Genomic DNA, 13450 nt, shown 5'->3' on the forward strand with positions numbered 1-13450 from the left:
TGCCTCTGTGAGGGTGAGAGCCAGGTAAAAAGGGTGATCGTAGGCCCGCTCGCCCCGGCCGAACCGGCACCGGCCTTGGCAGACTGGGTCCGTGCCCCAGAATGTGCTGCTCGCCGAAGACGATCGTGCCATCCGTCATGCCCTGGAGCGTGCCCTGACCCTGGAGGGCTACCAGGTGACGGCGGTCGCCGACGGCGTGGAGGCACTGGCGCAGGCCCACCGCACCCCGCCGGACGTGCTCGTGCTCGATGTGATGATGCCGGGCATCGACGGGCTGCAGGTGTGCCGCGTCCTGCGGGCCGAGGGCGACCGCACGCCGATCCTGATGCTCACCGCGCTGGTGGAGACCGCCGACCGCATCGCGGGCCTGGACGCCGGGGCCGACGACTATGTCGTCAAGCCCTTCGACGTCGAGGAGGTCTTCGCCCGGCTCCGCGCCCTGCTGCGCCGCACCAGCCCGGTGAACGCGGTCAGCGGAAACAGCCACGGCGGCGGCAGCGACCTGGCCAGGGAGCCGCAGGTCTCCGACCGGCAGATCGAGGCCGCCGGGCTGCGCATGGACCTCCAGGCCCGCCGGGCCTGGCGCGGCCAGCGGGAGCTGGAGCTGACCCGCACCGAGTTCGAGCTGCTGGAACTGCTGGTCCGCAACTCCGGGATCGTCCTCGACCACTCCACCATCTACGACCGGATCTGGGGCTACGACTTCGGGCCCGGCTCCAAGAACCTGGCCGTCTACGTCGGCTACCTGCGCCGCAAGCTGGACGAGCCCGGTGCGCCGCAGCTGATCCACACCGTGCGGGGCGTGGGTTACGTGCTCCGGGAGGACTGAGTGGGCCGCCTCAGGCGGCTGCCGGCCCGGCGCCGGCCCAAGCTCGTGTCGCTGCGCACCACCTTCGCCGTGTCCTTCGCGGCCGTCACCGCGGTCGTCACCATCCTCGTGGGCATCCTGTCCTACGGCGCCGCCGCGCGGCTGGTGCGGGTGGACCAGCAGTCGGTGTTCACCCAGGTCGTGCAGGACGTGCAGGGCGAGGTGCGGCAGCACGAGATGGTGCCGGAGGACTTCAGCTCCTCGCGGCCGGGGCACGATCTGGTACGGCCCGCCCGTACCGATGTGCAGGTGCTCGGGGCGAAGGGGCAGATCGTCGACCACGGGAGTCCCGTGCTGCCCGTCACCGCCCGAGACCGGGCCACGGCCACCGCGGGCGAGGCCGGCCGGACCGTCCAGTACAAGGACGTCCGGGTCGGCGAGGACCTCTTCCGCATCGCCACCGTGTCGCTCGGCGACGGGCGGGGCGCGGTGCAGGTCGCGCAGGAGTTCAGCGACACCGAGGACCTGCTGCGGGCGCTGCAGCAGCGGACGCTGATGCTGATGGCCGTCGTCGTGGTCGCCGCGGGGCTCTTCGGCTGGTGGCTGGCCCGCCGTATCACCCGGCGCCTGGTCGTCCTCACCTCGGCCGCCGAGGACGTCGCCCGCACCCGCCGGCTGGGCATCGAGGTACCCGTGGCGGGTCTCGACGAGGTGGGGCGCCTGGGCCGCGCCTTCGACCGCATGCTGGGGCGGCTGGCCCAGTCGGAGGAGGACCAGCGCCGGCTGGTGCAGGACGCGGGGCACGAGCTGCGCACCCCGCTGACGTCGTTGCGCACGAACATCTCGCTGCTGCGGAGGATCGACGAGCTTCCGCCCGCCACCCGGGACGAACTCGTCGCCGACCTCGGCCAGGAGGCGCGCGAGCTGACCGACCTGGTCAACGAACTCGTCGATCTCGCCGCCGGGCAGTCCGACACCGAGCCGCCGCAGCGCGTGGACCTCGCCGACATCGCCGAGGACGTCGTGGGGCTCGCAAAGCGCCGTACCGGGCGGCAGATCGTCCTGCGGGCGAGCGGCGACACGTCCACCGACGGCCGGCCCGGCATGCTCCAGCGCGCGATCTCCAACCTCGTCGAGAACGCGGCGAAGTTCGACCGCGGCGGCGGGGCTCCCATCGAGGTCAACGTCACCGGGCCCGGCCGGCACGGCACGGTCCGCGTCGAGGTCCTCGACCGTGGGCCCGGGATCGCCGACGGCGACCTGATGCGTATCTTCGACCGCTTCTACCGCGCGGCCGACGCCCGCTCCCTGCCCGGCTCCGGCCTCGGCCTGTCCATCGTCCGTGAGGTGGCCATGGCCCACGGCGGCGCACCGTTCGCCTTCCTGCGCGAGGGGGGCGGATCGGTCATCGGGTTCACGGTCGGCGGCGGGATCGCGAGCGGGGGCACGCGGGGCGGCGGGGCCTGAGGGAGCCCGAGGGGGCCCGAGGGGGCCTGAGCGGCGTCACCGCAGCCTCGGCTGCCACCGCCTGGCACAGCCACGCACATCTCCCCCACCGAAATGGCATGGACCGTTCATCCTCCAGCCAGGTTCGACGCGTCGGAGCGCAAGGATCCGGCCATTGACTCTCCACGCGCGGCGACCGGTCGGTGCCGTGCGGGGAGAGTCGTTTCCGTATTGGGGGGACCCACGTGGTGTCCGCGCAAGAGGGCTTCGGCGGGCCGGAGCCCGCGAGACCCGTGCCCAAACGGCCGCAGGCGGCCGGCGGGCTCAGTGACCGGATCTTCCGGTTCCAGTTGACGGCCACGGGTGTCGTGGTCCTCGGGATCATGGCGGCCGTCGGGCTGTTCCTGCTCCTGAGGGCGGGGCAGGCGCTGCGCACCAGGGGCGTCTGGGCGTTCCTGACGACCGCCCAATGGCAGCCGGACGTCCACAACTTCGGTATCGCGGCCGTGCTCACCGGCACGCTGCTGATCGCCGTCGTGGCGGTGACGATCTCCGTGCCGCTCGCCGTGGGCACCGCGCTGTTCATCTCCGACGTGGCACCGCGCCCGCTGCGCCGCACCCTCGTGACCATGGTCGACCTGATGGCGGCCGTGCCCTCGGTGGTGTACGGCCTGTGGGGGCTCTTCTTCCTCCAGCAGCACGTCATCGGGCTGTCCCGGTGGCTCTCCGACTGGTTCGGCTGGATCCCGTTCCTCAAGGTGGACGGCACCCAGCCGGGCGAGCCGCTGGCCTCCGACAGCGTCTACACGGCGTCCACGTTCGTCGCCGGGATCGTCGTCGCGCTGATGGTCGCGCCGATCCAGTGCTCGGTGATGCGCGAGGTGTTCGCACAGGCCCCGGCCGGTGAGCGGGAGGGCGCGTACGCACTCGGCGCCACCCGCTGGGGGATGATCCGCGCGGTCGTCCTGCCGTACGGCAAGGGCGGCATCATCGGCGGCACGATGCTCGGGCTCGGCCGTGCGCTCGGCGAGACCATCGCGGTGTACCTGATCATCTCGCCGGTCTTCACCATCCAGCCGCACATCCTGCAGACCGGCTCGAACTCCGTCTCCTCCCTCATCGCCCTGCACTACGGCGATGCCTCGACCTTCGGAATGTCAGCGCTGATGGCAGCGGGCCTGGCGCTGTTCCTGCTCACCCTGGCGGTCAACTTCACCGCCTCCTCCATCGTGGCCCGCTCCCGGTCCGGCGCGCAGAGCGAGGCATGAGATGACCGTCGTAGAAGAGACCGCGCCCCTTCCCGCACCGGTCGAGGCCGTCCCCGCACCGGCTTCCGCATCCGCCGGACTCCCCGATGTCCCCGACGTGCCGCGCCGGATCGGCGGGCCCACCCGGTCGGGTGTGCTGTCGCTGTGCGGTGCCGCGGCCTCCGGGCTGTGTGTCGCGGTGCTGCTGTTCGGCGAACTCGCCCCGTTCTCCGGGGCGCTGGGCTTCACCGTCACCGCCTACCTCGCCTTCCTCGTCGTCTACGCGGTGCTGACCGGCCTGGAGGAGAGCGGGCAGGCCGTGCTCGACCGGGTGATGAGCGTCGTGCTGTGGACGGCGGCGACGCTGCTGTTCGCCGCGCTCGCCCTGGTCGTCGGCTTCACCGCCTGGCGCGGCCGCGAGGCGCTGCCGCACGGCAACTTCTTCACCCAGGACATGCAGGCGGCCGGCCCGCTCGACCCGCTGGGCAACGGCGGTATCGCCCACGCGATGCTCGGCAGCCTCATCATGATCACCATCGCGCTGCTGATCACCGTGCCGCTGGGGCTGGCCTGCGCGGTCTACCTCAACCAGATCCCGGGCCGCTTCTCGCGGTTCGTACGGACCATCGTCGAGGCGATGACCGCGCTGCCCTCGATCGTGGCCGGTCTGATGGTGTACGCCACCTGGATCCTGGGTCTCGGCATGCAGAAGTCGGGACTCGCGGCGGGCTTCGCGATCAGCGTGATGATGCTGCCGATCGTGATCCGGGCAGCGGACGTGGTGCTGCGGCTGGTGCCGGGCACGCTGACCGAGGCCGCGGAGGCGCTGGGCGCCCCGCGCTGGCGGACGGTGTGGCACGTCGTCCTGCCCACGGCCCGCTCCGGCCTCGCGACCGCCGTGATCCTCGGCACCGCGCGCGGCATCGGCGAGACCTCGCCCGTGCTGCTGACCGCGGGCTTCACGGCCGCGCTCAACCCCAACCCGGCGAGCGGGCCGATGATCTCGCTGCCGCTCGCCGTCTTCAACTTCGTCAAGTCGCCCGAGCCGACGATGATCGCGCGCGGCTTCGGCGCGGCGGCCGTGCTGATGGCCCTGGTGCTGGTGCTCTTCGCGATCGCCCGGATCATCGGCGGCCGCGGCCCCGGCCACCAGAGCAAGCGCCAGGCCCGGCGCTCGGCCCGTGCCTCCCGCCGCGACACGGCCCGCTTCGCGGAACTGCACGCACCGGGACTGTCCCTGTTCGAGGGCGCGGCACCCACCGAGCCCGAGGACGCGGCCCCGCAGGCCACCGCAACCCCGCAGGCCCCCGCGGCCACCGGGCTGCTCAGCAAGTCCACCCCTCCTGCCCCCGACCCCGCCGCCGGAGACCCCGGCGAGACCACCGGAGACGACGTCTGATGCTCGCTCACCTCATCACACGGCTCCGGCGCCTGCGGGCGCCGGGGACGCTGGGCGCGACGCTCGCCGTGCTCTGCGGGCTGCTGGCGGGCCCCATGGCCGCGCCGGCCGCCGCCGAGAGCTACACCCCCATCGCCGGCGCGGGTTCCACCTGGGCGGAGAACGCCGTCGACGAGTGGCGCCGGGCCGTGAACCAGTACGGCATGCGGATCTCGTACGCCGGTACCGGATCCTCCGACGGACGCCGGCAGTTCCTCAGCGGGACCGTCGACTTCGCGGTCTCGGACATCCCGTTCCAGACCCACCCGACCGACGGTTCCGCCGCAGAACGGCCGGGCACGGGGTCGTACGCCTACATGCCGATCGTGGCCGGCGGCACCGTCTTCATGTACCACCTGACCGTCAACGGCAAGCGGGTCACCAATCTGCGCCTGTCGGGCGACGTGGTCACCAAGATCTTCACCGGGGTCATCAAGACCTGGGACGACCCGGTCATCAAGGCCGACAACCCGGGACTCCAGCTCCCGCACCGCACCATCGTCCCCGTCGTCCGCTCCGACGGCTCGGGTTCGACGGCGCAGTTCACGATGTGGATGGCCAACCAGCACAAGTCGCTGTGGCAGGCGTACTGCGGCCGCGTCGGCCGCTCGGGCGCCTGCGGGCAGACCTCGTACTACCCGACCGTCTCCGGGATGATCGCCCAGTCCGGCGACCTCGGCGTGGCCGGTTACGTCGCCCAGAACTACGGCGAGGGCGCGATCGGTTACGTCAACTACTCGTACGCGCTCAACGCGCACTACCCGGTCGCCAAGGTCCTCAACCACTCGGGCTACTACACCGAGCCGACCCCGCAGAACGTCGCGGTCTCGCTGCTCAAGGCGAAGATCAACACCGACAGGAGCTCGTCGGACTACCTCACCCAGCAGCTGCAGGACGTCTACAACGACAGCGACCAGCGCAACTACCCGCTGTCCAGCTACTCGTACATGATCCTGCCGATGAAGGTGCAGGGCACCTTCACCAAGGCCAAGGGCAAGACGCTCGGCGCGTTCTCCTACTACTTCATGTGCCAGGGCCAGCAGCAGGCACCCCAGCTCGGCTACTCGCCGCTGCCGATCAACCTCGTCAAGGCGGGCTTCGACCAGATCCGCCGGATCCCGGGCGTGCAGGCGCAGAACATCAACATCAAGGGCTGCAACAACCCTACGTTCTCCCCCGACGGGCACAACAAGCTCGCCGACACCGCGCCCTACCCGAAGCCCTGTGACAAGAAGGGCGCCGCGCCCTGCACCACCGGCAGCGGCGGCGCCAAGGGCGGCAGCGGGTCCGGTGGTTCGGGCGGTGCCTCGGGCGGCTCGGCCGGCGGCTCCGCGGCCGGTGGCGGCACCGGCGGCGGTGCGGGGGGCTCCGGCACCGGTGGCGGCGGGCAGCCGTCCATCGACCCGGACACCGGGCAGACCATCGCCCCGGGCGGCAGCTCGGGCGGCGGCTCCGGCGGCAGCGGTACGGCCGCCGACGGCACGGTCGCCCTCGCCCAGCCGGTCGCGGTGTCCGCGGAGCACGGCTGGACCAGCACCCAGACGCTGATGCTGCTGGCCGCCTTCCTGGTCCTCGGACTGCTCCTGCTGCCCTCGGTCGTCTCACGTCTCGTGGCCGGCGCCCGGGACAACGACGGTGCCGGGAAGGAGAGTTCGCGATGAGCCGCATCCGCAGCGCCTTGGTCCGCCTGCTCGCGGGCGCCACTGTCGGCGCCCTCGCCGGACTCGCCGTCGCCCAGGCGGCGCCGACCGCCACCGCCGCGCCCGCCACCGGCTCCGCCGTCACCGTCTCCGGGCGCGGCGAGTTCAAGGACATGAGGTTCACGGTCGACCAGACCAGCCACCTCACCAGCCAGGCGATCACCGTCTCCTGGAAGGGCGGCACCCCCACCACCCTCGCGGGCAGCCAGTTCAACACCGACTTCGTGCAGATCATGCAGTGCTGGGGCGACGACGACGGCACCGTCCCGGCCAACCCCGGCCCGCCGCGCACCCAGTGCCAGTTCGGCGCGTCCCCGACCACCGACCGGGGCAACTGGCCCGGCAACGGAATGGACGACACCCGGCAGATCTTCTACAGCGCCGATCCCACCAACTACGGCCAGGACAACCGCTACGGGGCGGCCAACCCCAACGCCCCCGGCGAGGTGCCCTTCAAGTCGGTGGACGGCACGACGATCACCAACGGCACCCAGAACAACGCGTTCTTCAACCGCAACACCACCAACGAGGTCGACTTCGCCCGCACCGGCGCCGACGGCACCGGCAAGGAGTTCTTCGAGGTACAGACCGCGAACGAGGCCCCGCACCTGGGCTGCGGCGCACCCGTCAACGGCAACGGCGTCAGCAGGCCGCGCTCCTGCTGGCTGGTGATCGTCCCGCAGGGCCGTCTCGACCTGGACGGCAAGCCGTACCAGGACCACAGCCAGGTCAACGCGGGCTCCCCGGTGTCCTCCACCAACTGGCAGAACCGCATCGCGATCCCGCTGCGCTTCAACTCGGTCGGCAGCAACTGCGCCCTCGGCTCCAAGGAGCGCGCCACCCTCGGCAGCGAGCTCGCCGCCGACGCCATGACCAGCTGGCAGGCGGCCCTGTGCCCGAGCGGCAAGGTCTACGGCTACACGGAGATGGGCGAGCCCGACACCCGCTCCCGGCTGAGCGGCGACGGTGCCCTGGGCCTGGGCTTCACCACCCGCGCCCTGGGCGCCGACTACGGCAGCAGCCCGCCGACCGGGACGACCACGTACGCACCCGTGGCGCTCAGCGGCACCGTCATCGGCTTCACCGTCGAACGCAGACCCAGGGCCGGGGCCCCGGCGAGCGTCGAGCGGCTCGCCGGCACCAAGGTCGAGTCGCTGAAACTGAACGCCCGCCTGGTCGCCAAGCTGCTCACCGAGTCGTACCGCAACTCCCTGTGGGGCTCGGTGCTCAGCGGAAAGGCGGCCAAGGGCTACGACTGGGTGAAGAACAACCCGGCCGGCCTGGCGACCGACCCCGAATTCATCTCCCTCAACCCGGAGTTCGCGGATCTCTCGGTCGCCGAGACGCCCAACACCGACACCGACCTGATGACCTCCCTCGGCCACAGCGACAGCGCCCGAGCGCTGTGGCAGTGGATCCTCGCCGACAAGGACGCGCGACGGTTCCTCGCCGGGATCTCCGACGACTGGGGCATGCGGGTCAACCCGCACTACAGCACCAACGCGGACCTGAACCCCGCCGGCCTGGCCTTCGACCCGGCGCACACGGACGAGTACCCGAAGAACGACCCCTGGTGCACGGTCACGCCCAGCTCCGGCGCGCCCAAGGACCAGCCGCAGTGCATGACGGACTTCCACCCGTACGTCGACGACATGCACGCCGGAGCCCTGCACACCCGCCGTGCCGACACCCTGTGGAAGTCGACCTGGGACCCGCTGGCCACCCCGCCCGCCTACAAGGGCTCGGGCCCGCAGATGGTCGGCTCCCGCTTCGTCATCACCGTGACCGACGCGGCCGCCGCCGCCCGCTACGGCCTGCAGACCGCGAGCCTGCGCAACAACGCCGGCCGCTATGTCGCCCCCACCGCCGAGTCGCTGAGCACGGCCGCCACGGGCGCCGCCGGCAAGGACCTCGCCGAGATCCCTCCGGGCGGTGACAAGGCGAAGGGCGCCTATCCGCTGGCCCACCTGGTGTACGCGGCCGTCCGGCCCGGCGCGCTGAAGGCGGACGCCCGCAAGGACTATGCGGCGCTGCTGAAGTACGCGGCCGGTGCCGGTCAGGTCAGCGGCGCCGACCCGGGCCGCCTGCCGGCCGGTTACGCCCCGCTCTCCGCGGGCCTGCGCAAGCAGGCGGTGCGCGCCGCCGACGCGCTGCTGCACTACACCGGACCGACCTCCTCAGGCCCAGACGGCGGCTCCGGCAGCGGAGGCACCGGCACCGACGGCGGCACGGGCGGCACCGGAACCGGCGGCACCGGCGGCACTTCGGGCGGCGTCTCCGGCGGCCCGTCGGGCGACGGCGGCGCGGGAGCGGGCGGCGGCAGCGGCAAGCCCAGCGCCCAGGCCTCCTTCGACGGCGGAAAGGCCGTGCAGACCACGGCCGCCGGGAACACCCCGGCCGACCCGGCCAACCCGCTGCGGTACGCCGTCCCGGTGGGGGCCGCGCTCGGCGCCGTCGCCGGTGTGGGCGCGCCCTTCGCGGGCGGCCGCAGGCTGCGGCTTCCCCTGCGGGTGCCGCTGCCCGGCGGGCGGACGGTGACCGTCCTGCCGGAGTTCACCCTCCCGGAGCGGCTTCGCAAGCGGCTCCCCTGAGACCGGGGCGCCCACCGGGCGCCCCCACAGACGGCCGCCCGCCCCGAAAGGCAGTCGGGGCGGACGGCCTGCACCACCCTGCCAGATCCCTCCCGTTCCCTCTCTCCTCCAAGCTCTCGTCAGGAGAACTTCGATGCGCACAACGCGCTACTCTGCGGCGCTCGTCGCCGCGGCCGTGGTGGCCGGCGGCCTGGCTCTCGCCTCCCCCGCGTCCGCCGACCCGACCCCCGCGGGCACCTTCCGCCAGCTGGTCGGCGTGGGCTCGGACACCACCCAGGACGTGCTCAACGCCCTCGCGGGCGACACCGTCAACGGCACCAGCTACTCCGCCACCGCCGTGAAGTCCGCGAACGGCGCGGGCCTCGCCTCGTACGACGCGATCGAGCCCGGCACCGGCTCCACCAGCTCCACCATCACCACCCGCTCCGGCGGTCCGTCCTTCCTGCGCCCGAACGGCTCCGGCAAGGGCCGTTTCGCCCTGAGCGCGTCGCTGACCGGCGACAAGTTCCCGGACTCCAACGGTGTCTCCACCAAGGGCCAGGTCGACTTCGCCCGCTCCTCCGGCGGCCCGTCCGCCTCCGGCACCGCGCTCACCTACATCCCGATGGCGCGGGACGCCGTCGGCGTCGCGGTGCGCGGCGCGGGCATCGACAACCTGACCGTGGCCCAGCTGCACGACATCTACACGGGCGTCCTCACCCAGGTGAACGGCCACACCGTGCACCCGAAGATCCCGCAGACCGGCTCCGGCACCCGCAACTTCTTCCTCAACGCGATCGGCGTGGCCGCCGGTGACGTCCCCGCGGACATTCCGGCCGTCCAGGAGAACCAAGGCAACGCCGCGCTCACCGAGGACGGCGCGCTCGTACCGTTCTCGGTCGGCAGCTGGATCGCCCAGAACAACGGCGTGGCCCCGGACTACACCAAGGACGCGGTCACGGCCGGCGGGCACCTGGCGTCGGTCCAGCTGCCCGGCGACTCGGGTGCCACCAGCCCGGTGACCACGGTCAACGGCAAGATCGCCCCGGTCAACGCCTACTACGAGAACGCCACCTTCGGCCGTGACGTCTACAACGTCGTCCCGAGCCGGGCGATCGACCCGACCAGCATCTTCTTCGACAAGGACCTCTACGACGTCTTCGTCACCAGCGGCAGCCACACCGCCAAGCTGGCCTCGGACGACGCCGAGAAGGTCATCGCCTCCTTCGGCTTCGTGAACGAGTCGTACAACGGCTCGATCAGCGTGGCCAAGCACGCCAAGCTGGGCGGCCTGGAGGGGACGGGCGCCGACACCTCCACGCCCGCCGCGCCCGCCCTCAAGGCCACTCCCGGCGACGCGAGCCTGAAGCTGTCCTGGACCGCCCCGGCCGCCACCGCCCTGCCGCTCACCGACTACCGGGTCACCCTGACCGGTTCGGACGGCGCCGTCGTGGCCGTCAAGGACCTCCCGGCCGGCACCACCTCGTACACCTTCACCGGCCTGGCCAACGGCAGCTACACCGCCACGGTCGCCGGCGCCAACGTCGCCGGCACGGGCACGGCCGCCTCCTGGAGCGGCTCGGTCAAGTACGTGAGCAAGACCACGGCGACCGCCGCGACGACGGCGTACGGCAAGACGCCCAAGGTCGTCGTCACCGTCACCGGCTCGCACGGTGCCGCCCCGACCGGCAAGGTCACGGTGAAGGAGGGCGCCACCGTCCTCGGCACCGGCACCCTGGACGCCTCCGGCAAGGTCACCATCGGCCTGTCGAACCACCTCAAGGTCGCCACGCACACGCTGTCCGTGTCCTACGCGGGCAACGCCAAGCTCAACGCCTCGTCGACGACCGCCTCCCTGAAGATCACCAAGGCGGCCCCGTCGATCAGCAGCACGGCGCCCGCCACGGTCAGCCACACGGCCCGGGCCAAGGTCACCGTGAAGGTCACCGCGACCGGCACCACGCCGACCGGCACCGTGCGCATCTACGAGGGCACCAAGGTCATCGCCACCGGCACGCTGAGCGGCGGCAAGGTGACCATCACCCTGCCGAAGCTGAGCCGCGGCAAGCACACGCTGCACGCGTACTACGCGGGCTCCTCGACGGTGGCCTCGAAGAGCGGCGCCAACTTCGTCATCAAGTCCACCTGATCCACCCGCGGCTGCCGGGGAGAGCGCCCCTGTCTCCCCGGCAGCGCCTCGAACTCCAGCGAAGGAGGCGGGCCGCCGTGGCCGTCGCCGCACAGTCCACGCTCGCACCGGCCGTGCCGCGCATGCGCGTCCGGGGCGTCACCGCCGTCCGCCATCTCGCCCGCGGCGGCCTGCTCAGCCTCGCCGCCCTGCTGCTCGGCATCACCGCGCAGCTGCTCCTGATCAGCGGCGCCCAGGAACACTCCGCCCAGCACGCCGCCTTCGACGACCTGCGCAAGCAGCTCGCCCTGGGCACGGCCCCGGTGTCCCAGGCCGACCAGGAGGGCAGGCTGCTGGCCCCCGGCACCCCGGTCGCGCTGATCGAGATCCCCGCGCTGGGCCTGAGCCAGGTGGTCCTCGAAGGCACCGACTCGTCCGTGATGACCGACGGCCCCGGTCACCGCCGGGACACCCCGCTGCCCGGACAGGCGGGCACCAGCGTGCTGATGGGCCGGGCCGCGGCCTACGGCGCCCCGTTCGGGCACCTCGCCGACCTGGCCGAGGGCGACACCTTCACCGTGACCACCGGGCAGGGGAAGGCCAAGTACCAGGTCGCCGACGTACGGCGGGCCGGTGACCCGGCTCCCGGCGCACTGGCCCCGGGCAAGAGCCGCCTCGTGCTCGTCACCGCCACCGGCCCCCGCTTCATGCCGTCCGGTGTCCTGCGCGTCGACGCCGATCTGGTCTCCGCGCCCTTCCAGACCCCGGCGGCCGTCATCCGCTCCGGCACCCTGCCGCAGTCCGAGGAGCCGCTGGCCCGCCCCTCCGGTGTGCCGTGGCCGCTGGTGATGTGGCTGCAGGCGCTGCTGCTGGCCGCCGTCGCCGCCGTCTGGGCCTGGCACCGCTGGGGCCGCCACCAGACGTGGATCGTCTTCGCCCCGGTCGTCGCGGTGCTCGGCCTCCAGGTCGCCACGCGCACCACCGAACTCCTGCCGAATCTGCTGTGAACCGAGGTATCCGACCGTGAGCGACACCGTGACCGAGACCGTGACCGACCCCACGACCGACGCCGTGACCGACACCGCCGTACTCCCCGTCCACGCGGACCCGGCCGCCGACCCCGCCACCCTGGAGGCCCGCGACGTCTCGGCCTGGTTCGGCACCCACAAGGTGCTCAGCCGGGTCTCGCTGACGATGCCCGCGGGCCGGGTGACCGCCCTGATCGGCCCCTCCGGCTGCGGCAAGTCGACGTTCCTGCGCACCCTGAACCGGATGCACGAGATGATCCCGGGCGCGGCCTTCGGCGGCGAGGTGCTGTTCGAGGGCGAGGACATCTACGCCCCCGAGCGCCGGCTGACGGACGCCCGCCGCCGGATCGGGATGGTCTTCCAGAAGCCCAACCCGTTCCCGGCGATGTCGATCTACGACAACGTGGTGGCGGGCCTGCGGCTGACCGGCACGCGCGTGAACCGCCGTACGAAGGACGAGCTGGTCGAGGAGTCACTGAGCCGCGCGGGCCTGTGGAAGGAGGTGCGGGACCGGCTGCGCCAGCCGGGCGGCGCGCTCTCCGGCGGCCAGCAGCAGCGGCTGTGCATCGCCCGCGCGCTCGCCGTGCGCCCCCGGGTCCTGCTGATGGACGAGCCCTGCTCCGCGCTCGACCCCACCTCCACCCGCCGGGTCGAGGAGACGATCCAGGAGCTGGCCGGCCAGGTGACCGTCGTGATCGTCACCCACAACATGCAGCAGGCCGCCCGCGTCTCCCAGCAGTGCGCGTTCTTCCTCGCCGAACAGGGCACCCCGGGCGGAATCGTCGAACACGGCGACACCGACCAGATGTTCGGCTCCCCGGTGGACCAGCGAACGGCGGACTACGTGGCGGGCCGCTTCGGCTGACGGTGCTTGGGGCGGGCGGGCGAGGTGTATCGGCGCCCGGGGCGGCACCGTGGCCACCGCGTCCGGCTTCGCCCGGGGGCGGGTTCCACATGGGTGGTGACGACCGCCTCGCTGCGGGCTGTCGTCTCCGTGCGGCGTGGGTCTCACCCGTGAGGGCGAGGCCCGGAACGCGGAGGGCCGCCGTGGTCGCGCGGCTCGACGGTGAAGCCGCCGTGGGTGT

At 72.4% G+C, this 13450-nt stretch carries 9 protein-coding genes; all 9 read left to right on the forward strand.

What is annotated here, in order from left to right; genetic code table 11:
* The first annotated feature begins 103 nt into the window (after positions 1-103).
* Positions 104-829, forward strand: a complete 726-nt coding sequence (locus AB0I54_RS32180) for a response regulator transcription factor (RefSeq protein WP_363299867.1) — start codon at positions 104-106, stop codon at positions 827-829.
* Entirely contained in the window at positions 830-2275 is a 1446-nt protein-coding gene (locus tag AB0I54_RS32185; RefSeq protein WP_363299738.1) for a HAMP domain-containing sensor histidine kinase, read from the forward strand.
* Positions 2276-2502: 227 nt separating this feature from the next.
* A complete protein-coding gene (gene pstC, locus AB0I54_RS32190) occupies positions 2503-3522 on the forward strand; it encodes a phosphate ABC transporter permease subunit PstC (RefSeq protein ID WP_363299739.1) in 1020 nt (339 codons plus the stop codon).
* 1 nt (position 3523) lies between these two features.
* Entirely contained in the window at positions 3524-4900 is a 1377-nt protein-coding gene (gene pstA / locus AB0I54_RS32195) for a phosphate ABC transporter permease PstA (RefSeq protein ID WP_363299740.1), read from the forward strand.
* Positions 4900-6600: a phosphate ABC transporter substrate-binding protein PstS gene (gene pstS, locus AB0I54_RS32200; protein WP_363299741.1), complete on the forward strand. Its 1701-nt coding sequence runs from the start codon at positions 4900-4902 to the stop codon at positions 6598-6600. Before pstA ends, pstS begins: the two co-directional genes overlap by 1 nt.
* Complete coding sequence (locus AB0I54_RS32205; protein WP_363299742.1) at positions 6597-9230, forward strand: hypothetical protein; 2634 nt, start codon at positions 6597-6599, stop codon at positions 9228-9230. Before pstS ends, AB0I54_RS32205 begins: the two co-directional genes overlap by 4 nt.
* Positions 9231-9363: 133 nt before the next feature.
* Entirely contained in the window at positions 9364-11358 is a 1995-nt protein-coding gene (locus AB0I54_RS32210; protein WP_363299743.1) for an Ig-like domain repeat protein, read from the forward strand.
* A gap of 77 nt (positions 11359-11435) precedes the next feature.
* A complete protein-coding gene (locus AB0I54_RS32215) occupies positions 11436-12344 on the forward strand; it encodes a sortase (protein ID WP_363299744.1) in 909 nt (302 codons plus the stop codon).
* 121 nt (positions 12345-12465) lie between these two features.
* Positions 12466-13230, forward strand: a complete 765-nt coding sequence (pstB, locus tag AB0I54_RS32220; protein ID WP_363299868.1) for a phosphate ABC transporter ATP-binding protein PstB — start codon at positions 12466-12468, stop codon at positions 13228-13230.
* Positions 13231-13450 lie beyond the last annotated feature (220 nt).

It is taken from the genome of Streptomyces sp. NPDC050625 (genome assembly GCF_040654755.1).
Taxonomy (GTDB): domain Bacteria; phylum Actinomycetota; class Actinomycetes; order Streptomycetales; family Streptomycetaceae; genus Streptomyces.